This is a genomic window from Jiangella sp. DSM 45060 (genome assembly GCF_900105175.1).
Lineage (GTDB): Bacteria > Actinomycetota > Actinomycetes > Jiangellales > Jiangellaceae > Jiangella.
The window spans coordinates 5,586,407-5,611,063 of the sequence record NZ_LT629771.1; the positions used below are offsets into that span (position 1 = coordinate 5,586,407).

Consider the following 24,657-nt stretch of genomic DNA (forward strand, 5'->3'; position numbering starts at 1 on the left):
GTGGCCGCGGTCGGCCGCCGGGCCGTGCTGCTCGGCGGCGCCGCGGCGGTGGCCGGCTGGTCCGGGCTGACCCCCGGCGGCCGGCCGCGCGCGACGGCGGCCACCGCCTTGCCCGCAACCGCGGAACACCCGCTCACCAGCACGTTCTTCGCCACCGCGAGCATCCCGTACCGGCGCGAGCTGACCACCGCCAGCGACGGCGACCTGTGGCCGGCTGCCTGGGCCGACGACGGCGCGCTGTACGCGGCCAACGGCGACGGCCGCGGGTTCTCCGACCAGCCGTGGTCGGACATCGTCGTCAACCGCGTCGACGGCACCCCGGCCACCGGTATCAGCGGCGAGCGGCTGGCCGCCGGCGACCAGGTGGCGCCGATCTGGGGCGACCCGGCCCGGTTCAACCGCAAGCCCACCGGCCTGGTGGCCGTCGACGGTGACGGCGACGGCCGCGACGAGCTGTACCTCGCCGTCCAGGACCTCCGCCACGGCGACGGCGCGTTCGACGAGGCGCCGACGGCCACCATCGTGCGGTCTGCCGACTACGGCCGCACCTGGCAGTGGGACGCCGCGCCGATGTTCACCGATCACGTGTTCACGACGGTGTTCTTCCTCGACTTCGGGCAGAGCAACGGCGGAGCCGCGGCGCTCGGGCCGGAGAACGCCGGGTACGTCTACGCGTACGCGCTGGACCGGAACTGGCGCGACTCGTTCACCGGCATCGTCGCCGACCCGCTGGACCTCTGGCTGGCCCGCGTGCCCGCCGGCGCGGTCACCGACCGGTCGGCGTGGCGGTTCTTCGCCGGGCTCGACGGCGACCGGCCGCGGTGGAGCGCGGACCTCGACGCCCGTGTCACCGTCCTGCACGACGAGCGCCGGGTCTACCCCGGCGTCGTCACCCCGGACGGCAACTCGGTGCTGTCGCAGGGCTGCGTCGTGTACAACCCGGCGCTCGGCCGGTACCTGTACCTGTCGTGGACCGAGCACACCTTCGAGTTCTACGAGGCGCCGGCGCCGTGGGGTCCGTGGCGGCTGTTCCTGCACAAGGACTTCGGTCCGTATCCGTGGTGGGGCGACGACCCCGGCTCGCCCGGACCGAAGAACGGCGGCTACGCGACCGTCGCGCCGTCGAAGTTCATCAGCGCCGACGGCCGGGAGCTGTGGGTGCAGGCCAACTGGTTCGTCGGCGTCGGCCACCCGCCGAACACGTACCAGTTCTCGCTGCGCCGGCTCCGCCTCGAGCCGTACGAGCCGACGGCGCCGGCCAACCCGCGCGATCCCGGCCGCAACCTGGCCCGCGCCGAGCCGGGCGCCGTCGTCACCGACACCACCTCGCACTACGGGCACGACGCCTACCTCGCCGACGGCCGCACCGACCTCGGCGAGGACAGCTGGAACGGCCAGGCCAAGGAGACCGACTGGTGGGGGTACACCTGGCCGCGGTCGCTGCACGTCAACCGGGTCGTCTACACGTCGGGGCAGATCTTCCCCGACGGCGGCTGGTTCGGCGGCGCCCCGCGGGTCCAGGTGCGGCGCGACCACGAATGGCACGACGTCACCGGCCTCGCCGTCGACCCGCCCTACCCCACCGACGCCACCGCCGGCCCGTTCCGCACGTTCACGTTCGGCTTCGACGACACGTGGGGCGACGGCGTGCGGCTGATCGGGCCTCCTGGCGGCGCCGCGCGCTTCACGTCCGTCGCCGAGCTGGGGGTGTTCTACGGATAACGGCTCGGAAATCGATTCCACCGTCCACTAGGATCGTCCCGTGGTGACCATCTACGACGTCGCGCGGCATGCCGGCGTCTCCGCGGCCACGGTGTCCCGGGTGCTCAACGGGCACACCCAGGTCGACCCCGCGCTCGCGGAGCGGGTCACGTCGTCCGTCGCCGAGCTGGGCTATCGGCGCAACGCCGTGGCACGCAACCTGCGCCGCAGCCGCACCACGCTGTGGGCGGTGATCATCTCCGATGTCGAGAACCCGTTCTTCACCGCCATGGTCCGCGGCGTCGAGGACATCGCGCTGGCCGAGGGGTACTCCGTCGTGCTCTGCAACAGCGACGAGAACCCCGAGAAGGAGTCGAACTACATCGCCGCCGCGCTCACCGAGCAGATGGCCGGCGTCATCATCTCGCCGTCGTCCAACCGCGTCGACGACGTCAAACTGCTGCTCGACGCCGGTTGCCCGGTGGTCGTCATCGACCGCGAGCTGCAGGGACCACGCACCGACACCGTCCTCGTCGACAACGAGCACGGCGCCGAACTGGCCACCACGCACCTCGTCGAGCAGGGCTACCGGCGCATCGCCTGCATCGGCGGGCCGCGCTGGCTCAGCACCGCCACGTCGCGCCACGACGGCTACAAGCGGGCGCTCGCGGCCGCCGGCCTGCCGCTCGACCCCGCGTTGGTGCGGTTCGCCGACTTCCGCGAGCGCGGCGGCTACGAGGCCATGGCGTCGCTGCTCGACGACGGCGCCGAGCCCGACGCACTGTTCGCGGCGAACAACCTCATGACGGTCGGCGCGCTGGAATGCCTGGTGCAGCGGCGGCAGGCCATCCCGTCCGACATCGCCGTCGTCGGGTTCGACTCCATCCCGTGGGCCGACCTCATCCGGCCCACCCTGACGACCGTGGCGCAGCCGGCGTACGACGTCGGCCGGCAGGCGGGTCAGCTGCTCACCCGGCGGCTGACCAAGCCCGACGCCGACGTCACCCGCGTCGTCCTGCCCACCGAGCTGCAGGTGCGGGCCAGCTCGATCCGGCAGGCCTGACGGCCGGTCCCTTGACCCCTCGGCGACGGCGCACCTAGGCTGGAAATCGATTTCCCAGTCTCCGCCGACGCCGAAGGAGACCCCCGTGCGACTGCTACCCCCGGCCGCCGCCGGCGCGAGCCTGCTGCTCGTCGCCGCCCTCACCTCCTCCGCCGCCGAGCCCGAGCCGGGCGTCACGGTGGCACCGGGCGAGCCGATCGCCCTGCTGACCGGCGCGGGCTCGATCAACGAGACCGACGTGCGCTACCAGGTGCACGCCACCGACCTCGGGATCATGTGGGACGACGGCGACGGCTCGGTGCTGATGGCCTTCGGCGACACCTACGGCGAGGGCTGGGGCGGCAACGGCGCCGGGCCGCGCGAGGCGGACTGGCGGTGCAACGTGCTGGCGGCGTCGTCGGACCGCGACCTCGCCGACGGCATGACGTTCGACACGATGGTGCAGGACCGGCCCGGCCACGCCGGCCAGCTGCTGGACTGCCTGCAGCAGAACGAGGTCGAGGAGACGGTCATCCCGACGGCCGGCATCGCCGTCGACGGCCGCAGCTACCTGCACTACATGTCGGTGCACCACTGGGGACCGGCCGGCACGTGGTTCACCAACCACTCCGGCATCGCCTGGTCCGACGACGGCGGCCGGACGTGGACGAAGGACCCCGACGCCGTCTGGCCGAACACGCCGGAGTGGGACAACGACTTCCAGCTGACGGCGTTCGCCCGCCACGGCGGCCACGTCTACCTGTTCGGCACGCCCAACGGCCGCTGGGGCGACGCGCACCTGGCCCGGGTGCCGGCGGGCGGCGTGCTGGACAAGGACGCCTACCGCTACTGGGACGACTCCGGCTGGACGCGCTCGGAGACCGCCGCCGCGCCCGTCGCCGAGGGCCCGATCGGCGAGCTGTCGGTGCAGTACAACGAGTACACCGGCCGCTGGCTGATGACCTACCTCGACGAGTCGCGGGCCCAGATCGTCCTGCGCGACGCGCCCCGGCCGACCGGCCCCTGGGGCGACGAACAGGTGCTCGTCGACGGCGCCGAGTACCCGGCGCTGTACGGCGGGTTCATGCACCCGTGGTCCAGCGGCCCGGACCTCTACTTCGCGCTCACCCAGTGGGGTCCGTACAACGTGACCCTGATGCGTTCGACGCTCACGCGGCAGTGACGGACCGCCACTGCCGCGTGAGCCGGGTCGATCAGACGAGGCGCTTGGCGAGGTTCTCGTCGAGCGCGCCGAGGAAGTCCTCGGTGGTCTTCCACTCCTGCTCCGGGCCGACCAGCAGCGCGAGGTCCTTCGTCATGACGCCGGACTCGACGGTCTTGACGATGACGTCCTCGAGGGTCTCGGCGAAGCCGGTGACCTCGGGGGTGTTGTCGAGCTTGCCGCGGTGCTTGAGGCCGCCGGTCCACGCGAAGATCGAGGCGATCGGGTTGGTGGAGGTCGGCTTGCCGGCCTGGTGCTGGCGGTAGTGCCGGGTGACGGTGCCGTGCGCGGCCTCGGCCTCGACGGTCTTGCCGTCGGGCGTCATGAGCACGGACGTCATGAGGCCGAGCGAGCCGAAGCCCTGCGCGACGGTGTCGGACTGGACGTCGCCGTCGTAGTTCTTGCAGGCCCAGACGTAGCCGCCCTCCCACTTCATGGCGGCCGCGACCATGTCGTCGATGAGCCGGTGCTCGTAGGTGAGCCCGGCCTGCTCGAAGTCGGCCTTGAACTCCCGCTCGAAGACGTCGGCGAAGATGTCCTTGAAGGCGCCGTCGTAGGCCTTGAGGATGGTGTTCTTCGTCGACATGTAGACCGGGTAGCCACGCTGCAGGCCGTACGAGAACGAGGCCCGGGCGAAGTCCTCGATGGACTTGTTGAAGTTGTACATCCCCATGGCCACGCCGCCGTCGTCGCCGTAGTTGGCGACCACGTGCTGGATCGGCTCGGAGCCGTCGGCCGGCGTGAACGTGATGGTCAGCTCGCCGGCGCCGGGCACCTTGAAGTTGGTGGCCTTGTACTGGTCGCCGTGCGCGTGACGGCCGATGATGATCGGCTTGGTCCAGCCCGGCACCAGCCGCGGGATGTTGGAGATGATGATCGGCTCGCGGAACACCACGCCGCCGAGGATGTTGCGGATCGTGCCGTTGGGCGAGACCCACATCTTCTTCAGGCCGAACTCCTCGACCCGCGCCTCGTCGGGCGTGATGGTGGCGCACTTGACGCCGACGCCGTGCTCCTTGATGGCGTTGGCGGCGTCGATGGTGACCTGGTCGTCGGTGGCGTCGCGGTGTTCGATGCCGAGGTCGAAGTAGCGCAGGTCGATGTCGAGGTACGGATGGATCAGGCGATCCTTGATGAACGACCAGATGATCCGCGTCATCTCGTCGCCGTCGAGCTCGACGACGGGCCCGGCTACCTTGATCTTCGCCATGTTGTCAGCAACTCCCGGATGAGAATGTTTGTCTCGACGTCAAGATAACAGACGGTCAGACGAGGCCCAGCGCCGCCACCGCGTCGCGCTCCTCCGTCAGCTCCCGCACCGAGGCGTCGATGCGCTCGCGGGAGAAGTCGCTGACCTCCAGCCCCTGGACGATCTCCCAGGCGCCGCCGCGCGAGACCACCGGGAACGACGAGATCAGGCCCTCGGGCACGCCGTACGAGCCGTCGGAGACGATGGCCGCCGACGTCCAGTCGCCCTCGGGGGTGCCGTTGACCCAGTCGTGGACATGGTCGATGGCCGCGTTGGCCGCCGACGCCGCCGACGACGCGCCGCGCGCCTCGATGATCGCGGCGCCGCGCTTGGCCACCGTCGGGATGAAGTCCCCGGTCAGCCACGCCTCGTCGACCAGCTCCGACGCCGGCTTCCCGGCGACCTCGGCGTGGAAGATGTCGGGGTACTGGGTGGCCGAGTGGTTGCCCCAGATGGTCAGCTTCGCGATGTCGGCGACGCCGACGCCCAGCTTCGCCGACAGCTGCGACAGCGCGCGGTTGTGGTCGAGGCGGGTCATCGCGGTGAAGCGGTCGGCCGGGACGTCCGGCGCGTGCGACTGCGCGATCAGCGCGTTGGTGTTGGCCGGGTTGCCGACCACCAGCACCCGGACGTCGTCGGCGGCGCCGGCGTTGATCGCCTCGCCCTGCGGCTTGAAGATGCCGCCGTTGGCCTCGAGGAGGTCGCCGCGCTCCATGCCCTTCGTCCGCGGCCGCGCCCCCACCAGCAGGGCGACGTTGACGCCGTCGAACGCCTGGCGCGGGTCGTCGTAGATGTCGATGCCGGACAGCAGCGGGAACGCGCAGTCGTCCAGCTCCATGGCGGTGCCCTCGGCCGCCTTCACCGCCGGCGGGATCTCCAGCAGCTTCAGCCGCACCGGGGTGTCGGCGCCCAGCAACTGCCCGGACGCCACCCGGAACAGCAGGGCGTAGCCGATCTGACCGGCCGCGCCGGTGACGGTGACGTTGACGGGCTGGGACATGGTGATTCTCTCCTCGATGAGCTGCGACGGAACGACGGTGTCAGGACGGGGGCGGGACGATGAGCGACGCGATCAGGGTCCCCGCCCCCAGGAACCCCAGCGTCAGCAGGTCGATGGCGCGCGAGCGCACCTTGAGCAGGCCGGCGACGCCGCTGGGCAGCACGGCCCGCAGGACGGCCGCCAGGCACACGCCGCCGGCGATGATGAACGTGCCGCGGCGGAAGTGGTTGTCGACCACGATGAACGTGCCGATGGCGACGACCGTCAGCACCAGCAGCAGCGGCCACTGCCGGAACACCGCGCGCAGCCAGCTCGCGGGCATGAGCCGCCGCTCGGCGGCCTGGGCCCAACGGCTGCTGGCCGCCGCGCGATGCGTACCGGAGCGCGTGTTCACCGCTTCGAGATCTCCACCCACTGCTGGTCGTGCGGCCCGGTGTAGTCGCTGTCGGGCCGGATGAGGCGATTGTCCTCGTGCTGCTCGATGACGTGCGCCGTCCAGCCGCTCATCCGCGAGATCGCGAAGACCGGCGTGAACAGGTCGGTCGGGATGCCCAGCGCGTGGTAGACGCTGGCGGCGAAGAAGTCGACGTTCGGGAACAGGCCCTTCTCGTCGAGCACCGTCTGCTCCATGCGGCGGGAGAACTCGTAGTAGCGGCGGTTGCCGGTGAGGTCGGCCAGCTCCTCGCTCATCTTGCGCAGGTGCGTGGCGCGCGGGTCCTCGGTCTTGTAGACCCGGTGGCCGAACCCCATGATCTTGCGGCCGGCGCCCAGCTCGTCGCGCACGAACCGGTCGACGGCGTCCTCGTCGCCGTCGATGGACGTCAGCGTCTTCATGACCGCCTCATTGGCGCCGCCGTGCAGCGGGCCGCGCAGCGCGCCCATGGCGCCGGTGATGGCCGAGTGCATGTCGGAGAGCGTGGCGGCGATGACCCGCGCGGTGAACGTCGACGCGTTCATCGTGTGGTCGGCGTGCAGCACCAGGCACTCGTCGAAGATCTCCGCGGCCCGCGGCGCCGGCCGCTCACCGGTGATCTGCAGCAGGAAGTTGCCGGCGATGCCCAGCTCGGGGTCGGCGTCGGGCACCTCGCGCCCGGACCGCTGCGCCTCGTACGACGCCACCAGCACCGGCAGCTGCGCGACCAGCCGGGTCGCCTTGCGGCGGTCGGCCTCGATGGACGCGTCCTCGGCGTCGGGGTCGTCGATGGCCAGCGACGACACCAGCGTGCGCAGCGCCTCCATCGGCGTGCCGCTGCCGACGACGTACGGGAGCAGCGTGGCCGACACCGAGCCGTACCGGCGGCCGTCGGCCAGCTCGGCCGTCAGCCCGTCGAGCTCGGCCTGCGTGGGTAGCGTGCCCCGCTGCAGCAGGTGGACGCACTCCTCGAAGGTGATGCGCCCGGCGATGTCGTGGATGTCGTAGCCCCGGTACCAGAGCCGACCCTCTCGCCCGTCGATGTCGGAGATCGACGTGGACGCGGCCACGACGTCGGCGAGGCCGCGCGGAGACTTCTCGGCCATGTAATGAGTCCTCCTCAAGGGGAAGAACGAACCGGCGCCGATGCCGCCGGTCCGCTCGCCGGGCGTGGTCCGGCCTACGCGGGGACGGCGGCCTCGGCCGCCTCCACGACGTTGGCCAACAGCATTGCACGAGTCATGGGGCCGATGCCGCCGGGCATCGGCGCGAGATAGCCGGCCACCTCGCGCACCTCGGGCGCGACGTCGCCGGTGTAGCGGCCCTTGCCGTCAGGACCGACGACGCGGGTGATGCCGACGTCGAGGACGGCCGCCCCCGGCTTGACCATGTCGGCGGTGAGCAGCCCCGGCACACCGGCCGCGGCGATGACGATGTCGGCGCGCCGCACGGTGGCGGCGAGGTCGCGGGTGCCGGTGTGGCAGACGGTGACGGTGGCGTTCTCGGTACGCCTGGTGAAGAGCAGCCCCATGGGCCGGCCCGCGGTGACGCCGCGCCCGACGACCACCAGCTCGGCGCCGTCGATGGGGACGTCGTAGCGGCGCAGCAACTCGAGGCAGCCGCGCGGGGTGCAGGGCAGCGGCGCCGGCTGCATGAGCACCAGCTTGCCGAGGTTCTGCGGGTGCAGCCCGTCGGCGTCCTTGGCGGGGTCGATGGCCGACAGCACCCGCTCCTCGTCCAGGCCCTTCGGCAGCGGCAGCTGCACGATGAAGCCGTGACAGGCGGGGTCGTCGTTGAGCTGGGCGACGGCCGCCTCGACCTCGGCCTGGGTGGCCGTGGCGGGCAGCTCGACCTGCATGGACTCGATGCCGACCTCGGCGCAGTCGCGATGCTTGCCGGCGACGTACGCATGGCTGCCGGGGTCGTCGCCGACCAGGACCGTGCCCAGCCCCGGGACGATGCCCCGCTCGCCCAGGGCCTTGACCCGGGCGGTGAGCTCGGAACGGATGGTGGCCGCCGTGTTCTTGCCGTCGAGAATCTTCGCGCTCACGTATCTGATTCTCGCATGGTCCGAACCGGCGGCCGACCGGTGCTCAGCCGCTCTTGCGGCGGAACATCCGCTGGGTCTTCGCCGCGTCCTCGTGGGACGGGCCGGTGCCGGACGCTTGGTCGTCCGGGTGCTCGTGATCGGCGGACTTCTTGCGCTCCAAGGCCTCGCGCATCTTGGCCTTGAGATCGTCGTTACCGCCGGACTTCTTGGCTGCCATGGTCGTCACCCTACCCTCAGCGTCGGGGCGGGCATCGAGGTTCGCCGCGCCGCTCAGCCCGCGGCGGACGGCCGCAGCGCCGAATGCGGCACCCACCCGGCCCGGCCTGCGGCGTTGACGCACCAGCTCCAGCCCGACTCGGGGTCGTCGGCCGTCACGGTCAGCCGCTCGCCCGCGCTCACCGGCAGCTCCTGGGTGTCGTAGCCGTGCACGACGACGGCGCGCGGCCGCTCGTCGTTCAGGTGCCGCTCGGGCACCCAGCCGGACCCGGACGTCGTCGTGACGAACACGAACGCCGGCCAGGTGGTATCGCGCTCGCCCACCTCGACCGTCTCGCCGGGCTCGATCCGGATCGCCGCGCGCTCCGGGATCTCGTGGCCGGCGGCCGCGACGATCGGATCGTCCGGCGCCATCAGTGGAAGAAGTGCCGGGTGCCGGTGAAGTACATGGTCACGCCGGCCGCACGGGCGGCCGCCACGACCTCCTCGTCACGCACCGAGCCGCCCGGCTGGACGATGGCGCGGACGCCGGCCTCGGTGAGCACCTGCAGGCCGTCGGCGAAGGGGAAGAACGCGTCGGAGGCGCCGACGGAGCCGGCGGCGCGGTCGCCGGCGCGGGTCACCGCGAGCCGGGCGGAGTCGACGCGGTTGACCTGGCCCATGCCGACGCCGACGGCGGCGCCACCGCTGGCCAGCAGGATCGCGTTGCTCTTGACCGAGCGCACCGCCCGCCAGGCGAACGCGAGGTCCGCCAGCGTCGCTTCGTCGACCGGCGAACCCGCGGCCAGCGTCCACGTCGCGGGGTCGTCGCCGGGTGCGTCGACGCGGTCGGCCTGCTGCATGAGCAGGCCGCCGGAGATCGCCCGGGTCTCGACCGGCGCGGCAGGCGCCGCCGCGACCCGCAGCAGCCGCACGTTCTTCTTCTGCGTCAGCAGGTCCAGCGCACCGGGCTCGAAGTCGGGCGCGACGACGACCTCGGTGAAGATGGTCGCGATCAGCTCCGCGGCCTCGGCCGTCACCGGCCGGTTCGCCGCGATGACACCGCCGTACGCCGACACCGGGTCGGTCGCGTTGGCCTTGCGGTGCGCGTCGGCGATGTCGGCGCCGACGGCGATGCCGCACGGGTTGGCGTGCTTGATGATCGCGACGGCCGGCTCGGCGAAGTCGTGCGCGGACCGCCAGGCGGCGTCGGCGTCGACGTAGTTGTTGTACGACATCTCCTTGCCGTGCAGCTGCTCCGCACCGGCCAGCCCGGGCGCCCCGAAGCCGCTGCGGTACAGCGCCGCGGCCTGGTGCGGGTTCTCGCCGTAGCGCAGCACGGCCTCGCGCTCCCACGTCCCGCCGATCCACTCCGGGAACACGGTGCCGTCGGCGGGCGGCGCGACGACGCTGCCCAGCCAGGACGCCACGTGCACGTCGTAGGTGGCGGTGTGGGTGAACGCCTGCAGCGCCAGCCGCTGCCGCTCGGCCAGCGTGAACCCGCCGGCCTCGACGGCGGCCAGCACCTCGCCGTAGCGGGCGGGGTCGACGACGACGGCGACGTTCGCGTGGTTCTTGGCCGCGCCGCGGACCATCGACGGGCCGCCGATGTCGATCTGCTCGATCACCTCGTCCGGGCCGGCGCCCGACGCGACCGTCTGCGCGAACGGGTACAGGTTGCTGACCAGCAGCTGGAACGGCTCGATGCCGAGCTCGTCGAGCTGCGTGCGGTGGCTCTCCAGGCGGACGTCGGCGAGCAGGCCGGCGTGCACGTTGGGGTGCAGCGTCTTGACCCGGCCGTCGAGGCACTCGGGGAACCCGGTCAGCTCCTCGACGGCGGTCACCGGCACGCCCGCGGCGGCGATGCGGGCCGCCGTCGATCCCGTGGAGACGATCGCGACGCCGGCCGCGTGCAGGCCGGTGGCCAGCTCCTCCAGCCCCGTCTTGTCGTAGACGCTGATCAGCGCGCGCCGGATCGGCGTACGTGCCTCGCTCACGGGATGGTGACCTTTCTCTCGGTGATGGTCCAGCCCTCGCGGGCCAGCCGGCCGACCCAGTCGACCAGCTGGACGCGCTCGGCGACCTTGATGCGCTCGGTGAGGGTGTCCTCGGTGTCGTCGTCGTGCACCGGGACGGCGACCTGCGCGACGATCGGGCCGGTGTCGACCCCTTCGTCGACGAAGAACAGGGTGGCGCCGGTGATCCTGACGCCGTACGCGAGCGCGTCGCGGGGGCCGTGGATGCCCGGGAACGACGGCAGCAGCGCGTTGTGGGTGTTGAGGTAGCGGTCGCCGAACCGGCTCAGGAAGGCCGGGCCGACCAGCTTGAGGAAGCCCGCCGACACGATGAGGTCGGGTGCGTGCTCGGCGGTCCGCTCGGCCAGCGCGCGGTCCCAGTCGGCGCGCTCGGGATGGTCCTTCACCCGCTCGACGAACGTCGGCACGCCGGCCTCGGCGGCGAGGTCGAGCGCGCGGATACCGTCACGGTCGGCGCCGACGGCCACCACCGTCGCACCGTAGGAGGGGTCGGCGCACGCGTCGAGCAGGGCGGCGAGGTTGCTGCCGGTACCCGAGACCAGCACCACGATCCGGCAGGTCACCCGGCGACAATACCTGGACCTACTGTTCGGGCGGCGGAGGTGGTGGGTCCTCTTCTCTGACGGAGACCGGCTCACCCTCCGCTGTGTCTACTGCCCGGTCCGCCGGGTCGGCGTCCGCCGCATGCGCCGCACCGTCCCGCGTGCGCTCCGTGTCGTCCGCCTCGTTCCCGTCCGCCTCGTCCGCCGCGTCGGCCGGGCGGCGGCGGAACCGCAGCACCAGCACGACCACGAGGGCGGGCACCGTGACGAGGCCGAACGTCGCCGCCGCGACCTCCCACGGCACCGGGCCGAGGGCCGTCAGCCGCTCCGCACCGGCCGATCCGCCGGACAGCAGCGCCAGCACGGCCATCGCGACCGCCGCGATCGCGCCGGCCCCGGCCGCCACGCCGAGCGCCGGCCCCAGCGCCACGCCGTCGCCGTCCCCGTCGCCGTCCTCGCCGACGTCGCCGTCGGCCTCGGAGCCGAGACCGAGGTCCGGGACCCGGCCGAGCCGCCGGTGCACCATCAGCCCGGCCAGCAGGCCCGCGAGCACCGGACCGGCCACGACCAGCCAGGTGAGCGAGCCGGGCAGGTCCGTCGGCAGCGCGCCGAACACCGGGACCGCGGGCACCAGGCCGAGCGTGACCCCGTCCGGCGCCACCGAGGTCGCCGTGCCGACCGCGAAGCCGGGTCCGAGCGCGAACGCCGCGGACCACACCACCAGGTTCGGCACCAGCAGCGCGCAGCCCACGATCAGCAGCGTCGCGCCGAGCGGGCCGGCGTCCAGGGCGGTGGCGAGGTCCCCGATCCGGCCGGTGTGCGCGACGAGGCTGACCCCCATCAGCGCCGCGCCCACACCGACCAGCCCCGCCACCGCCACGCCCGCGCCGGCCAGTGCCGCGCGCATCAGAGGTGGCACCCGCCACCACCAGTCGGCCAGCAGTCCGGATTCGTGCGCCACCCCGGTCGCCACGGCGGCGCCGGACCACAGCGCCGCCCACAGCACGGCCTCGAACGGGTCGCCCGCGACGTCGTGGCTGGTCGACAGCGCCGCGACGATCCCGGCGCCGACGATGTACGTCACCACGGCCGGCACGACGACGGCGACCGCGCCGCGCGTCGTCGCCACCCCGGCCGAGTGCGCCGCCCACCGGGCGGACCGGTGCAGCAGCAGCACGAACAGCAGCGTGAGGCCGAGCGGGGCCAGCGTGAACGACCCTCCGCCGACGTCGAGGCCGGCGTGGTGCGCGGTCAGCCAGGCCTGGGAGGCGAACCGCAGCGGGTCGCCGAGCGGGCCTACCGCGCCCTCGGCGATCCACACCGCCACGCCCGGCAGCACGCACAGAGCGAACCCGGCCAGCAGCGCCCAGGCCGTCGCGACGATGGCCGCCAGCCACGGGACCCGCGACCCCCACGCCGGCTCATCGCGCCGGAGCAGCGGTCGGGTCAGCAGGTCGGCCACGTTCCCATCGTCACCGCAAAGGGCGCGCGAATCGGCGGCACCACGCCGGTCATGCCCTGATCAGCTGCTATTTCGATGATCGGAATACGAGGAAACGCGCCCGATCACCGAATAAGTCGTGCAACCGTGGTGCGCACTCACGAGTCCTCCTGGGTGTAAGCGGAGAACGATGGGCACAGGGGAGGTTCCGGCATGCGCGAGCCCGCGGACTTCGACGCGTTCTACGACGCCACGAGCCGGCGCGTGCTGCACCAGCTCTACGCGCTGACCGGAGACCTCGGCCGGGCCCGCGACTGCACCCAGGAGGCGTACGCGCGGGCCTGGCGCCACTGGCCCGCCGTCACCGCCGCGACCAGCCCGGAAGCCTGGGTCCGCGGCACCGCCTGGCGACTGGCGTCGGGACGGTGGCGGCGCGGCGGGCGGCGGGCGACTGCGCCACCCGGCACCGCGTCCGCGGACGTCGTCGCGGCGCTGCTCCGGCTGCCGGAGAAACAGCGTTACGCGATCGTCGTCCGGTACCTCGCCGGTGCGGCCGTCGCCGACATCGCGGCCGAGACCGGAACGTCCGTCGCGACCGTCGAGAACCGTCTCGCGAAGGCGCATGCCACCCTGACTCGCATTCTCCCCGGCGACATCGCCGCTCTCACCGGAGGCCACCGTGTCTGACAGCCTCGACGACAGCCTTTCCCGGCGCTTGTCGTCGCTCGAATCGGACCTTGGGGGCGTATCGCTGCCCGGTCCGGCCGCCGCCCGGCGCCGTGCCGCGCAGCGGACCCGCAACCAGGTCACCGGCGGTGTGCTGGCCGGGGTGGCGGCGGTGGCGCTGGGCGTGTTCGCGGTCAGCCCGCCCGACTTCGTCGCGTCCCCGGACCCGGCCGGCACCCCCACCGACTCCTCCACCCCGACGACCACCCCCACGACGCCGTCCCCGGAGCCGACCACCCCGCCGCCGACGACGCCGCCCACCTCCGACCCCACCAGCGACGAGAGCCCCGGCGGCGACGGCGAGGACGGCGGCGGGTCCGGCTCGCTGGTCGTGCCACCCGGCGCGCTGATCGGCATCGACTTCCTGCTCGACCCGAACCCGGCCGACCTGGACTGGGCCGAGGTCCCGGCCGACGGCACCTGGCTGCCCTGTGTCCCGGACTTCGCCGACACCGCGGCCGCGGTCTCCTACGAGACCAGCGTCCAGTCACGCTTCGACCACCGGGTGGAGCCGGCCGGAACCGGCGCCGAGGCCCGGCTTCAGCAGCTGCGCGACGAGATCACCGCCTGTGCCCAGAGCGGTGACGACTACTTCCTGTCCGACGTCTGGCGGCTCACCGGGGTCGGCGACGAGGGCTACCTCATGGTCTGGCACGGCCCGCCGCGCACCGAGGAGTCCGCCACCTACGTGTCGGCCAGCGTCGTCCGGGCCGGCGGCTTCATCAGCGCCGCCTTCCGCGGCTGGGATGGTCAGGAGTACATCGGCCCGCCGGGCGCGGAGGACGCCATCGAGGCGGTGTCCGTACTCTGCGCCGTGTCGGACGTGGACTGCCCAGGGACGCCGGAGCGGGAACGGCTGTACCCCGAGCCCGTCGGTGACGTCGACGGCTGGCTCACCATCGACGACCTCGCCGAGGCCGGACTCACCGCGCTCACCGACGGCAGCGAGGTCATGGACAGCGGCGACGCCGGCGGCAGCACCGACTACGGTTTCGTCGGCCTGCCGCGCGACCCGTTCGCCGACGGCGCCGCCACCCTCGAGCAGCGCACCTACGGCGACCCGCTGGACGTGGGCGGCCAGCTCGCGAACCAGCTGCGGGCCACCTTCCCCGACGCCGCTGCGGCCCGGGCCCACTACGACGCGCTGGCGGCCGCCGCCGAGCAGCCCACCCAGCCCGGCGACGTCGTCGAGAACACCGGAACGGTCAGCGGCGACGGCTACGACGGCACCAGCTGGCAACTGACGAACACCGAGTACGGGACGTCCTGGCTGTACGGCGCCGCGGTCAGCGGCAACGTCGTCACGGCCGTCTACTACGGGCTCATCGACGACGAGCTCACGCCCGACCAGATGCGGCAGCTGATCGACCTCGCCGCGCAGCGGATCGGGGGGTGACGAGATGGCCGCCGACACCACCGACTTCGACGAGTTCTACAACGCCACCCACCGCCGCGTCCTGCACCAGATGTACGCGATGACGGGCAACCTCGCCGACGCGCAGGAATGCACCCAGGAGGCGTACGCCCGGGCCTGGCAGCGGTGGAAGACGGTCAGCCAGGCCAGCAGTCCGGAGGCCTGGATCCGCACGGTCGCCTGGCGCATCGCCGCCAGCCGCTGGCGCAAGGCGAAGAACGGCGTCACGGCGCTGGTCAAGCACGGCGTGCCCGACCACTCGCCGTCGCCGGACCCCGACCACGTCGCGCTGGTCACGGCGCTCAAGCAGATCCCGGAGAGCCAGCGGCAGGCGATCGTCCTGCACCACCTGGTCGGGATGAGCGTCGACGACATCGCGACCGAGACGGGGACGCCGTCGGGGACGATCAAGGCCCGCCTGTCGCGGGGGCGGGCGGCGCTGGCGCACCTGCTCACCGACACCGGCGACGCCGCGGGACTACCGGCGGGAGGTGAGGCGTCGTGACGGCAGACCCGGACGACGACCTGGGCCGCCGGCTCGCGGGCCTGTCCGCCGACCTCGAGGGCGTCTCGCTGCCGGGACCGTCGGCGGCCCGCCGCCGCGGCGCGCGGCGCACCCGGCACCAGGTCACCGGCGGTGTGCTGGCCGGCGTGGCCGCGGTCGCGGCCGGCGTGCTCGTCATCGACCCCGCCGGCCTCGGCACGTCGCCCGAACCGGCGCCTCCGGCCAGCCTGTCGACGCTGACCACGGAGGCGCCGACGACGGCGGCGGCCGGGCTGGGCGACGCGCTGCTCACGGCCGGCGACGTCGCCGCCGCCACGCAGACGGACGGGTGGGAGCGGCAGGACGAGCGGCTGGCCGGGCTCTCCTGCGACCCGGGCGACGAGCTGCCCCGCATCAGCGCGATCACCGAGCGCTCCGACGTCACCTACGCGGCGCCCGACGGCCTCGCGGTGCGCCAGGACCTCGCCCGGTTCGGCGCCGAGGTGTCACTCGACGGCCTCTGGACCGAGCTGCGGACCTGCCTGCCCGACCGCGGCTCCGACGACCTGCCGGTGGTCACCGACGAGTACGCGCTCGACGGCGTCGGCGACGAGGGCCTGATGGTCCGCTACTACGTGGACCCGTCAGCGCCCGGCTCCGAGGCGGTGACGATCGCGCTGGTCCGCTACCAGGACCTCGTCAGCGTCACGGCCCGCGCCGAGCCGCAGGAGAACACCGCCGGCGGCGAGATCGACACCGCCTTGCCGGTCGCCGCGGCGGAACGGATGTGCTCCACCGTGTTCGGCACGTCCTGCGTGGGCGACCCGGCCCTGGCCGACCTCGCCGGCACCGGCGTCGGCGCCGGCCCGGGTCCCGGCGCGAGCGACGAGCCCACGGAGGCGCCGACCGGCGATCCCACCGACGACGCGCCCAGCGATTCGCCCACCGGCGACCCGACGACGCCGGAGTACGGGCCGCACGAGCTCGCCGACGACCCGTTCCTCACCGAGGCCGACGTCGCCGAGGTCGGCACCGCCGCCGGGTTCGTCCGGCGGCCGGAGATGGACATCGACGCCGCCGCGGCGCCGTGCCTGCAGGACCCGATGGACTACGGCGCCGTCACCGTCGCCGCGCTCGGCTACAACCACGACCTCGACGCGTCGCTCTACGAGTGGGTGGGGCTGATGCCCGACGCCGACGCGGCGTTCCGGGCGGTCGCCGCGCACACGTCGCTGCCGGATCAGTGCGGCGAGGTCGGGGACCGCGTGCAGACGGTGGGCGTGCCGGTCGCCGTCGACGTCGCCGGCGCCGACGACGCCGTCGTCTGGGCCGTCCGCAACGACCCGGGCCCGGACGACCAGGGCTCGGAGTGGACGACCGCCAACGTCGGCATCGCCCGGGCGGGCAACATCGTCGTCGCGGTCGGGTTCAGCGGCATGGGCGACCCGTCAGGCGGCGACTGGCCGGGCGTCGCGGAGGGGCTGCTGACCAGTGCGCTGGAGCGGGCGGTGGGCTGAGGTCGTCGTACGCTGCGGAGCATGGAGCGCACCGACGCCGAGGCCCTCGACCGCGACGACCCGCTGGCGCGGCTGCGCGACCGGTTCGACCTGCCGGACGGGCTGATCTACCTCGACGGCAACTCGCTCGGCCCACTGCCCCGCGGCGTGGCCGAGCGGGTCGGCCGGCTGGTCGGCGCCGAGTGGCGCGACGACCTCATCACGTCGTGGAACGCGCACGGCTGGTACGACCTCCCGGCGACCGTCGGCGCGAAGCTGGAGCGGCTGCTCGGCGCCGAGCCCGGCACCGTCACCGTCGGCGACTCCACCAGCGTGCAGCTGTTCAAGCTGCTGGTGGCGGGCGCGCGGCTGCGGCCGGAGCGCCGGGTCGTCGTCACCGAGCCGGGCAACTTCCCCACCGACTCCTACGTCATCGACGGCGTCGCGCGGCTGCTCGGCCTGTCGGTGCGGTGGTGGTCCGCCGCGGAGGAACCGCTCGACGCCGTGCTCGACGACGACGTCGCCGTGGTCTCGCTCTGCCACGTCGACTACCGGCTGGGACGCATGCACGACGGCGCCGCCGTCACCCGGGCGGTACACGACGCCGGCGCCGTCGTGCTCTGGGACCTCTGCCACTCGGCCGGCGCCGTCGCCGTCGACCTCGCCGGGTGGACCGCCGACCTCGCCGTGGGCTGCGGCTACAAGTACCTCAACGGCGGGCCCGGCGCGCCCGCGTTCGGCTACGTCGCGCCGCGCTGGCTGGGCGTCGTCGAGCAGCCGATCACCGGCTGGTTCGGGCACGCGACGCCGTTCGCGCTGGAGCGCGACTACCGGCCGGCCGACGGCGTGCGGCGGCTGCTCAGCGGCACGACGCCGGTCATCGGGACCGCGGTCCTCGCCACCGCGCTGGACGCGTTCGACGGCGTCGCGATGGCGGACGTGCGGCGCAAGTCGCTGGCGCTCACCGACCTGTTCCTGACGCTGGCGTCCGACCGGCTGGCGTCGTTCGGCGTCGAGGCCGAGGTGCCGCGCGACCACGCCGCCCGCGGCTCGCAGCTGTGCCTGCGGCTGCCCGAGGCGTACGGGTTCGTGCAGGCGCTGATCGCCCGCCGCGTCGTCGGCGACTTCCGCGAGCCCGACCTCGCCCGCTTCGGCGTCGCGCCGCTCTACACCCGGTTCGCCGACGTGTACGACGCGGTCGAGCACATGGCCGCCGTCCTGGCCGCCGGCGAGCACCGCCGCCCCGAGAACGTCGCCCGCGCCGCCGTGACCTGAGCGGCAGCGCGCCTTTGCAATGAGCACTGATACGCATCGCCCGCGGCTGATGCGTATCGGTGCTCATTGCAAAGCGGCCCGCACACCCGCCGGCCGCCCCGGCTCAGCGGGCGCGGTCGTACGTCGCGATGATCACGCCGGTCGTCGTCGGCACGGACTTCACCAGCTCGAACGGCGCCAGCTGGGCGCCGTCGCGGAAGAGGCGGGCGCCGTCGCCGAGGACGAGGGGGTGGATGGACAGCACGAACCGGTCGACGAGGTCGAGGCGGAGCAGCGTCTGCACCAGCTCGCCGCTGCCCAGCACACCGATGTCGCGCGGCTCGCGCTCCTTGACGGCGGCCAGCTCGCCGCCGCGCACGAGGACGGAGTTCTCCCAGGTCAGCGGCTCGGTCAGGGTGCTGGACACGACGTACTTGGTGGCGGCGTTCAGCACCGGCGTGAACGGGTTGCCGTCGGTCTGCTTCGGCCAGAACCCCTCGAACTGCCGGTACGTGACGCGGCCGAACAGCAGCGGACCGCCCTGCTCGCCCTGCGCCATCCCCTCGCTCATCTCCCGCATCGCGACCTCGTCGGAGTAGGGCGCGGCCCAGCCGCCGTGGGCGAAGCCGCCGCGGGTGTCCTCCTGCGGCCCGGCCGGCGCCTGCATGACGCCGTCCAGGCTGACGTTCTCGATGACGATGATCCGGCCCATGATGCGCCTCCTGAACTAAACCGTGTAGTAAAGTCTAGGCACATGAGCCGGACGGCGCGCAAGCACCAGGCGATCCTCGACGCGGCCGCGCAGGTGTTCCTGACACACGGATACGCGGGCACCACCATCGACCAGATCGCGGCCACCGCCGCCGTGTCGAAGCCGACCGTCTACGCGCACTTCGGCGACAAGCAGGCGTTGTTCACCGAGATGGTGACGCGCACCGTCGACGAGGCGGCCGAGCCGGTGCACGCCGAGGTCGCCGCCCTGCGCGACACCGGCGACGTCGCGGCCGACCTGCGCGACCTCGCCCGCCGGCAGCTGACCATGGTCATGCGGCCGCGGCTGCTGCAACTGCGCCGACTGGTCATCGGCGAGGCCGGCCGCTTCCCCGAGCTGGGCCAGCTGTTCGCCGAGCGTGGCCCGGCGCGCACCGTGGCCGACCTCGCGGCGGCGTTCCGCGGGCTCACCGAGCGCGGCCTGCTCGCCACCCCCGACGCCGAGCTCGCGGCGGCGCACTTCAACTGGCTGGTGATGTCGGTGCCGCTGAACCGCGCCATGCTCACCGGCGACGACGCTCCCCCGCCGGCCGCGGAGCTCGAGCGCTACGCCGACGAGGGCGTGCGGGTCTTCCTGGCCGCCTACGGCGTCCGGCCGCCGTGACTGGAGGCATGGGCACGCGCCGGCCGGGTAGAGAACAAGAAGAAGGAAGCGTCAGACGTCGACGCCCTGCTCCTGCAGCCAGGAGCGGGGGTTCACCGGGTCGCCGCCGCCGGGGTGGACCTCGAGGTGCAGGTGCGGCCCGGTGGAGTTGCCCGTGGAGCCGACCCGGCCGATGACCTCGCCGGGTGCGACCTCGCCGGAGCGCAGGACGAAGCGGGAGAGGTGGCAGTACCAGGTCTCGGTGCCGTCCCAGTGGCGCACGACGATCTTGTTGCCGTACGGGCCGTCGTAGCCGGCGAAGATGATCTCGCCCGACGAGACGCTCCTGACCTCGGTGCCGGTCGGGGCGGCGAAGTCGAGGCCGGTGTGGCGGTTGGACCACATGGACCCACCGGCGCCGAAGCCGGCGGTGATGCGGTAGTTGTCGACCGGGAGCAGCCAGCGCTTGGCTTCGCGCTCGGCGCGGGCGGCCTCTTCGGCGGCCTCGATGCGCTGCTGCTCGGCGATGCGGGTGTGCGCTTCCTGCGCGACCTCGCCGGTCTCGGCCGCGAGCGACTGCTCCGCGGCGACCAGAGTGTCGAGTGCGCCGGCCTCGGCCGGGTGACCCGCCTCCTGGGGGCGCTGCGCGATGGCGTTGAGTCCGTCCGAGCTGTCGGTCGAGCCGACCGCGTGAGGCATGGCCAGCGCGCCGGAAGCCGCTGCTGCTACCGCTACGGAGCCCACCACCGACGGGACACTGACGTGCCTGCGGCGGCTACGGTGACGCCCGCTGCCGGAGCGTTGCGACACGCCAGGACCTTTCGCCGGGGACAAGGACTCGGAGGACATTAACCGCCCCCTAGGGGTCCTGCCAAACGCCTCCTCCCCAGCGTTTTGCCACGTGATCACGGACTGTGACGCCGGAAGCAACGCTGCGTGGCCCGTAATCGGGTCGTGACCTCGGTGGACGGAGAAACCTTGATCACCCTTGCGGGCGCAAGGTTCGTGACGCTCTGTGACATGTGATCTGCGTCACATTGGGCAACCGTCATCCACCCTGATGAGTGCGCCTCGACCGAACGGACGGTGGGCGCCTCGGCTGCAGGTACTGTCGACAACAGCCGTCGGATCAGTGTTGTTCCTGGAGGTAGTCATGGCGGACGGACGTCCCCTGCGTGTCGTGGTCGCGAAGCCCGGTCTCGACGGGCACGATCGCGGCGCCAAGGTGGTGGCGCGTGCGCTGCGTGATGCCGGTGTCGAGGTCGTCTACACCGGGTTGCACCAGACGCCCGAGCAGATCGTCGAGGCGGCCATCCAGGAGGACGCCGACGCCGTCGGGCTGTCCATCCTGTCCGGCGCGCACATGACGCTGTTCAAGCGGGTGCTCGAACTGCTGGCCGAGCGCGACGCCGGCGACATCGTGGTGTTCGGCGGGGGCATCATCCCCGACGCCGACATCCCGCTGCTGACAGAGCTGGGCGTCGCCCGCGTGTTCACCCCGGGCGCCTCGACCCAGGAGATCATCGAGTGGGTCGACACTCTGCGTGACCGCGCGCAGGCCTCCTGACCAGAAAGTCGCGTGAAAATCCTTTCCGCCGATAGCACTGGTATGCCCTGACTCGGTAAGGTCTGCCGGAAATTCACCGAGTTGCGGCCCGCCGCTCGATGACGGGTCGTCCGTCCTCGATGGGGTGAACTCCGTGCTGAATCGACGTGATCACGCGCGCATCGCCGCACTCACCGCCACCGCCCTGTTCGGCAGCGGCCTGCTGGTCGTCCCGGCGGCCGCCGCCGTCGAACCGGACGACCTCACCCGTCCCGGCGAGTCGGTGCTGGTCGACACCGGCCGGCAGGCCATCGCGCCAGGGATGGAACTGACGACGTTCTCGCGGCTGGAGGACGGCGGGTGGAACGCCGGCAGCGTCCTCGAAGTGGACCTCGACGCCGGCGTCACCCTGGACTACCAGTACTCCGGCGAGGTGACGACGACCGCCACGGTCCGGTCGCTGGCCGAGGCGAGCGGCGCGACCGCCGCGATCAACGGCGACTTCTACGACATCAACAACTCCAACGCGCCGCTCGGCGCCGGCGTGAGCCGCGACGAGGGCGTGGTCACCGGCCCGACCGCCGGCCACGAGAACGCGCTCGCCGTGTCCAGCAGCGGCGCCGCGGCGCTCGCCCAGGTCTTCCTGGAGGGCACCGCGGTCACCGGCGACGGCGTCAGCCTGCGGCTCGCGGGCGTGAACACCTTCGCCCTGCCCGCTGACGGCGTCGGCGTCTTCACGTCGCAGTGGGGCGCCTACACCCGGGCCGACACCGTCGGCGCCGCCACGAACCGGGCCGAGGTCACGGTCGTCGACGGCGTGGTGACGGCGGTCGGCACGACGCTGGGCGCCGGGCCGATCGCGCCGGGCACCGTCGTGCTGGTCGGCCGCGACGCCGGCGCCACGTCGCTGCTCGCGCTGGCGCCGGGCGACACCGTCGACGTCTCGTACGCGCCGCGCTCGGACCTCGAGGACGTCGTCGTCGCGGTCGGCGGCAACCACCTGCTGGTCGAGGACGGCGTACAGCGCACGTTCACCGACACCGAGCCGGCCGCGCGCACGGCCATCGGGCTGTCCGAGGACGGCCGCACCATGTATCTGGTGTCCCTCGACGGCAAGCAGGCCCACTCGCGCGGCATGACGCTGACCGAGTTCGCCGAACTGATGGCCGACCTCGGCGCCTACGACGCCCTGAACATCGACGGCGGCGGCTCGTCCACACTCGTGGTCCGCGACCCCGGCACCGACGACCGCACCGTCGTCAACAGCCCGTCCGACGGCAGCGAGCGCTCGGTCGCCAACGGCCTGGCGCTGTTCGCCGCCGAGGGCTCCGGCGAGGTGGACGGCTTCCGCGTCCTCGCCGGTGACGAGGAGAACACCGACCGCGTCTTCCCCGGGCTGACCCGAACCGTCGAGGCACTCGGCCACGACGAGACGTTCGCGCCGGTGGACGCGCGGCCGCGGTGGACGACGTCGGACCGGCGGGTCGCGTCGGTGCTGCGCGGCGCCACGCCCGACACCGCCGTCGTCACCGGCATCGCGCCGGGCGACGCCGACATCGAGGCCGCGGTGCTGGGCGCCGAGGGCGAGCTGGGCGTCACCGTGCTCGGTGAGCTGCGGCGGCTGGAGCCGACCGCCACGCTGCTCCCGCTGGGCGGCGCCGGCAGCACCGGGAGCCTCGCGCTCACCGGCTACGACATCGACGGCTACCGTGCGCCGATCGAGCCGGCCGACGTCACCGTCACCGGCGGCGAGGGTGTCGTCGAGCTGGTGCCGGACGGCGCCGGGTTCAGCGTGCGGCCGCTGGTCGAGACCGGCTCGGCGCTGGTCACGCTGACCGCGGCCGGGGTGAGCACCGGCGTCGCCGTCACCGTCGGCCTGACCGAGGTGCCGGTTGCGACCTTCGGCGACGCCGCGAGCTGGACCGTGAGCTTCGCCCGCGCCACCGGCACGATCGCGCCGGCGGAGGGCCCGGACGGCCGCGACGGGATCAGGCTGACGTACGACTTCACCGGGCCGAACACCCGGGCCGCGTACGCCGCGCCGCCGGCACAGTTCACCCTGCCGGGCCAGCCGCAGACCATCAAGGCGTGGGTGAACGGCGACGGCCAGGGCACCTGGATCCGGATGCGCGTCTACGACCCCAACGGCACGCTGCTCACGCTCAACGGCGGCTACACGACGTTCACCGGCTGGCAGCAGCTCACCTTCCCGGTCCCGGCCGGCACGCAGTACCCGTTGCGGTTCCGCGACGTCTACGCGGTCGAGGCCTCCGGCGCGCGCAGCTACACCGGCACGACGGCGTTCAGCGACATCACGGTCGAGATCGCGCCCGAGGTCGAGCTGCCGGCCACCGAGCGGTTCCCCGACCCCGTCATCGTCACCAACGGCAGCGCCGACGACGCCGGCCAGCGCGTCGCCGTCATGAGCGACTCCCAGTTCGTCGGGCGCGACCCGGACAGTGACATCGTCCAGGCGGCCCGCCGGACGCTGCGCGAGATCGTGGCCGAGGATCCGGATGCGCTGGTCATCAACGGCGACCTCGTCGACGAGGCGGCGTCGGTCGACTTCGACCTCGCCCGTCGCGTGCTGGACGAGGAGCTGGCCGGCGTCGACTTCCCCTGGTACTACGTGCCCGGCAACCACGAGGTGCATGGCGGCCCGATCGGCAACTTCATCGACGAGTTCGGCGCCACCCAGCACACCGCCGACCTGCCGACCGACAAGGGCACCACCCGGATCATCACGCTGAACTCCGCGTTCGGGACGCTGCGCGGCGGCGGGTTCGCCCAGATCGCGGAGCTGCGCTCCGCGCTGGACGAGGCGGCGGCCGACGACGACATCACCGGGGTGCTGATCTTCGCGCACCACCCGCCGAACGACCCGCTGCCCACGGCGAACAGCCGGCTCGCCGATCGCCGCGAGGCCGCGATGCTGGAGACCTGGCTGGCCGGTTTCGAGGCGGACAGCGGCAAGTCCGCGGCGTTCGTCGGCGCCCACGCGGGCGTGTTCGACGCCGGCTCCGTCGACGGCGTCCCGTTCCTCGTCAACGGCAACTCCGGCAAGGGTCCGGCGTCCACCCCGGACAACGGCGGATTCACCGGCTGGACGCTGCTCGGCCTCGAGCCCGCGCGCGGCGACCGCGGCAACGACGACGACTGGCTGCGCGCCGAGGTGCGGGCCCGGGTCGACGCGATCGCGCTGACGGCTCCGGCGACGCTGGGCGTGGGCGCGACCGGCGCGGTGTCGGCGACCGTCGAGCAGGACGGCGCGCGGACCGTGCCGGTCCAGTGGCCGGTGTCCGCGCAGTGGGGCGGCGCCGGGGTGTGGGTGGGCGCTGCCGACACCGCGCCGCGCTGGGCCGTCGTCGCCGTTGACCCTGCAGCGGGCACGATCGAGGGGCTGCGGGCCGGCGCCGCCACCGTCACCGTCACGGTGAACGGGGAGACCGCGATCCGGGAGATCCTCGTCGGCGGATAGGCTGCCCTTCGAATC

Annotated in this window: 23 protein-coding genes; 11 read left to right on the forward strand and 12 right to left on the reverse strand. The window is 73.0% G+C overall.

The window, feature by feature from the left end:
- From BLU82_RS24875 to BLU82_RS24885, 3 genes are all read left to right on the forward strand, one after another.
- Window positions 1–1,722, forward strand: coding sequence for a DUF4185 domain-containing protein (locus BLU82_RS24875; RefSeq protein ID WP_092623674.1), 1,722 nt, complete (start codon window positions 1–3; stop codon window positions 1,720–1,722).
- Window positions 1,723–1,762: 40 nt separating this feature from the next.
- Window positions 1,763–2,764: a LacI family DNA-binding transcriptional regulator gene (locus BLU82_RS24880; protein ID WP_092623675.1), complete on the forward strand. Its 1,002-nt coding sequence runs from the start codon at window positions 1,763–1,765 to the stop codon at window positions 2,762–2,764.
- An 85-nt stretch (window positions 2,765–2,849) separates the two neighbouring features.
- Complete coding sequence (locus BLU82_RS24885; protein ID WP_197682445.1) at window positions 2,850–3,926, forward strand: DUF4185 domain-containing protein; 1,077 nt, start codon at window positions 2,850–2,852, stop codon at window positions 3,924–3,926.
- A 31-nt stretch (window positions 3,927–3,957) separates the two neighbouring features.
- On the opposite strand, the gene BLU82_RS24890 is transcribed toward BLU82_RS24885, so the two are convergent.
- The 10 genes from BLU82_RS24890 to BLU82_RS24930 form a co-directional block, all read right to left on the reverse strand.
- Entirely contained in the window at window positions 3,958–5,175 is a 1,218-nt protein-coding gene (locus tag BLU82_RS24890; protein ID WP_092623676.1) for an NADP-dependent isocitrate dehydrogenase, read from the reverse strand.
- A gap of 55 nt (window positions 5,176–5,230) precedes the next feature.
- A complete protein-coding gene (locus BLU82_RS24895) occupies window positions 5,231–6,214 on the reverse strand; it encodes a malate dehydrogenase (protein WP_092623677.1) in 984 nt (327 codons plus the stop codon).
- Window positions 6,215–6,254: 40 nt separating this feature from the next.
- Window positions 6,255–6,608 (reverse strand): DUF3017 domain-containing protein, encoded by a 354-nt coding sequence (locus BLU82_RS24900; protein WP_197682446.1) that lies wholly within the window; start codon window positions 6,606–6,608, stop codon window positions 6,255–6,257.
- Window positions 6,605–7,732, reverse strand: coding sequence for a citrate/2-methylcitrate synthase (locus BLU82_RS24905; RefSeq protein ID WP_092623678.1), 1,128 nt, complete (start codon window positions 7,730–7,732; stop codon window positions 6,605–6,607). The genes BLU82_RS24900 and BLU82_RS24905 overlap by 4 nt, the downstream gene beginning before the upstream one ends.
- Before the next feature lie 74 nt (window positions 7,733–7,806).
- Window positions 7,807–8,676: a bifunctional methylenetetrahydrofolate dehydrogenase/methenyltetrahydrofolate cyclohydrolase gene (locus tag BLU82_RS24910; protein ID WP_092623679.1), complete on the reverse strand. Its 870-nt coding sequence runs from the start codon at window positions 8,674–8,676 to the stop codon at window positions 7,807–7,809.
- 43 nt (window positions 8,677–8,719) lie between these two features.
- Window positions 8,720–8,893 (reverse strand): DUF5302 domain-containing protein, encoded by a 174-nt coding sequence (locus BLU82_RS34825; RefSeq protein ID WP_171906786.1) that lies wholly within the window; start codon window positions 8,891–8,893, stop codon window positions 8,720–8,722.
- Window positions 8,894–8,946: 53 nt separating this feature from the next.
- The gene (locus BLU82_RS24915) at window positions 8,947–9,306 is read right to left on the reverse strand and encodes an SH3 domain-containing protein (protein WP_092623680.1); all 360 of its coding nucleotides are present in this window, start codon (window positions 9,304–9,306) and stop codon (window positions 8,947–8,949) included.
- Window positions 9,306–10,868 carry a bifunctional phosphoribosylaminoimidazolecarboxamide formyltransferase/IMP cyclohydrolase gene (gene purH / locus BLU82_RS24920; protein ID WP_092623681.1) on the reverse strand — a complete coding sequence of 521 codons (1,563 nt, stop codon included), beginning with the start codon at window positions 10,866–10,868 and terminating at the stop codon, window positions 9,306–9,308. The genes BLU82_RS24915 and purH overlap by 1 nt, the downstream gene beginning before the upstream one ends.
- A complete protein-coding gene (purN, locus tag BLU82_RS24925; RefSeq protein WP_092623682.1) occupies window positions 10,865–11,470 on the reverse strand; it encodes a phosphoribosylglycinamide formyltransferase in 606 nt (201 codons plus the stop codon). The genes purH and purN overlap by 4 nt, the downstream gene beginning before the upstream one ends.
- A gap of 19 nt (window positions 11,471–11,489) precedes the next feature.
- Complete coding sequence (locus tag BLU82_RS24930) at window positions 11,490–12,911, reverse strand: DUF6350 family protein (protein ID WP_092623683.1); 1,422 nt, start codon at window positions 12,909–12,911, stop codon at window positions 11,490–11,492.
- Between the two features lie 192 nt (window positions 12,912–13,103).
- Here BLU82_RS24930 and BLU82_RS24935 point away from each other — a divergent pair, with 192 nt between their 5' ends.
- The 5 genes from BLU82_RS24935 to kynU are packed head-to-tail and all read left to right on the forward strand — an operon-like array spanning window position 13,104 to window position 18,285.
- Entirely contained in the window at window positions 13,104–13,577 is a 474-nt protein-coding gene (locus BLU82_RS24935; RefSeq protein ID WP_092623684.1) for a sigma factor-like helix-turn-helix DNA-binding protein, read from the forward strand.
- Window positions 13,570–15,012: a hypothetical protein gene (locus tag BLU82_RS24940; protein ID WP_157741251.1), complete on the forward strand. Its 1,443-nt coding sequence runs from the start codon at window positions 13,570–13,572 to the stop codon at window positions 15,010–15,012. Before BLU82_RS24935 ends, BLU82_RS24940 begins: the two co-directional genes overlap by 8 nt.
- A gap of 4 nt (window positions 15,013–15,016) precedes the next feature.
- Window positions 15,017–15,535, forward strand: coding sequence for an RNA polymerase sigma factor (locus BLU82_RS24945; protein WP_092623686.1), 519 nt, complete (start codon window positions 15,017–15,019; stop codon window positions 15,533–15,535).
- Window positions 15,532–17,031 carry a hypothetical protein gene (locus BLU82_RS24950; protein ID WP_092623687.1) on the forward strand — a complete coding sequence of 500 codons (1,500 nt, stop codon included), beginning with the start codon at window positions 15,532–15,534 and terminating at the stop codon, window positions 17,029–17,031. The genes BLU82_RS24945 and BLU82_RS24950 overlap by 4 nt, the downstream gene beginning before the upstream one ends.
- Window positions 17,032–17,052: 21 nt before the next feature.
- On the forward strand, window positions 17,053–18,285 hold the full coding sequence (gene kynU / locus BLU82_RS24955) for a kynureninase (RefSeq protein WP_092623688.1): 1,233 nt from the start codon (window positions 17,053–17,055) through the stop codon (window positions 18,283–18,285).
- A gap of 103 nt (window positions 18,286–18,388) precedes the next feature.
- Here kynU and BLU82_RS24960 read toward each other — a convergent pair whose 3' ends face one another.
- Window positions 18,389–18,976, reverse strand: a complete 588-nt coding sequence (locus BLU82_RS24960; protein ID WP_092623689.1) for a dihydrofolate reductase family protein — start codon at window positions 18,974–18,976, stop codon at window positions 18,389–18,391.
- Between the two features lie 42 nt (window positions 18,977–19,018).
- Between BLU82_RS24960 and BLU82_RS24965 the strand changes: the two genes are divergently transcribed.
- The gene (locus BLU82_RS24965; protein WP_092623690.1) at window positions 19,019–19,639 is read left to right on the forward strand and encodes a TetR/AcrR family transcriptional regulator; all 621 of its coding nucleotides are present in this window, start codon (window positions 19,019–19,021) and stop codon (window positions 19,637–19,639) included.
- Window positions 19,640–19,690: 51 nt separating this feature from the next.
- On the opposite strand, the gene BLU82_RS24970 is transcribed toward BLU82_RS24965, so the two are convergent.
- The gene (locus tag BLU82_RS24970; protein WP_197682447.1) at window positions 19,691–20,317 is read right to left on the reverse strand and encodes a M23 family metallopeptidase; all 627 of its coding nucleotides are present in this window, start codon (window positions 20,315–20,317) and stop codon (window positions 19,691–19,693) included.
- A gap of 454 nt (window positions 20,318–20,771) precedes the next feature.
- Here BLU82_RS24970 and BLU82_RS24975 point away from each other — a divergent pair, with 454 nt between their 5' ends.
- Together BLU82_RS24975 and BLU82_RS24980 are read left to right on the forward strand one after the other, a co-directional pair.
- Window positions 20,772–21,185 (forward strand): cobalamin B12-binding domain-containing protein, encoded by a 414-nt coding sequence (locus BLU82_RS24975; RefSeq protein ID WP_092623692.1) that lies wholly within the window; start codon window positions 20,772–20,774, stop codon window positions 21,183–21,185.
- A gap of 133 nt (window positions 21,186–21,318) precedes the next feature.
- Window positions 21,319–24,642, forward strand: a complete 3,324-nt coding sequence (locus BLU82_RS24980; RefSeq protein ID WP_157741252.1) for a phosphodiester glycosidase family protein — start codon at window positions 21,319–21,321, stop codon at window positions 24,640–24,642.
- Window positions 24,643–24,657: the final 15 nt, after the last annotated feature.

What these genes read in the sequence shown, in the direction of transcription:
- BLU82_RS34825 (WP_171906786.1), bottom strand. Translation starts at nt 8,893, where the DNA reads ATGGCAGCCAAGAAGTCCGGCGGTAACGACGATCTCAAGGCCAAGATG.
- BLU82_RS24915 (WP_092623680.1), bottom strand. Translation starts at nt 9,306, where the DNA reads ATGGCGCCGGACGATCCGATCGTCGCGGCCGCCGGCCACGAGATCCCG.
- BLU82_RS24905 (WP_092623678.1), bottom strand. Translation starts at nt 7,732, where the DNA reads ATGGCCGAGAAGTCTCCGCGCGGCCTCGCCGACGTCGTGGCCGCGTCC.
- BLU82_RS24935 (WP_092623684.1), top strand. Translation starts at nt 13,104, where the DNA reads ATGCGCGAGCCCGCGGACTTCGACGCGTTCTACGACGCCACGAGCCGG.
- BLU82_RS24970 (WP_197682447.1), bottom strand. Translation starts at nt 20,317, where the DNA reads ATGCCTCACGCGGTCGGCTCGACCGACAGCTCGGACGGACTCAACGCC.
- BLU82_RS24975 (WP_092623692.1), top strand. Translation starts at nt 20,772, where the DNA reads ATGGCGGACGGACGTCCCCTGCGTGTCGTGGTCGCGAAGCCCGGTCTC.
- BLU82_RS24960 (WP_092623689.1), bottom strand. Translation starts at nt 18,976, where the DNA reads ATGGGCCGGATCATCGTCATCGAGAACGTCAGCCTGGACGGCGTCATG.
- BLU82_RS24895 (WP_092623677.1), bottom strand. Translation starts at nt 6,214, where the DNA reads ATGTCCCAGCCCGTCAACGTCACCGTCACCGGCGCGGCCGGTCAGATC.
- kynU (WP_092623688.1), top strand. Translation starts at nt 17,053, where the DNA reads ATGGAGCGCACCGACGCCGAGGCCCTCGACCGCGACGACCCGCTGGCG.
- BLU82_RS24945 (WP_092623686.1), top strand. Translation starts at nt 15,017, where the DNA reads ATGGCCGCCGACACCACCGACTTCGACGAGTTCTACAACGCCACCCAC.
- BLU82_RS24890 (WP_092623676.1), bottom strand. Translation starts at nt 5,175, where the DNA reads ATGGCGAAGATCAAGGTAGCCGGGCCCGTCGTCGAGCTCGACGGCGAC.
- BLU82_RS24965 (WP_092623690.1), top strand. Translation starts at nt 19,019, where the DNA reads ATGAGCCGGACGGCGCGCAAGCACCAGGCGATCCTCGACGCGGCCGCG.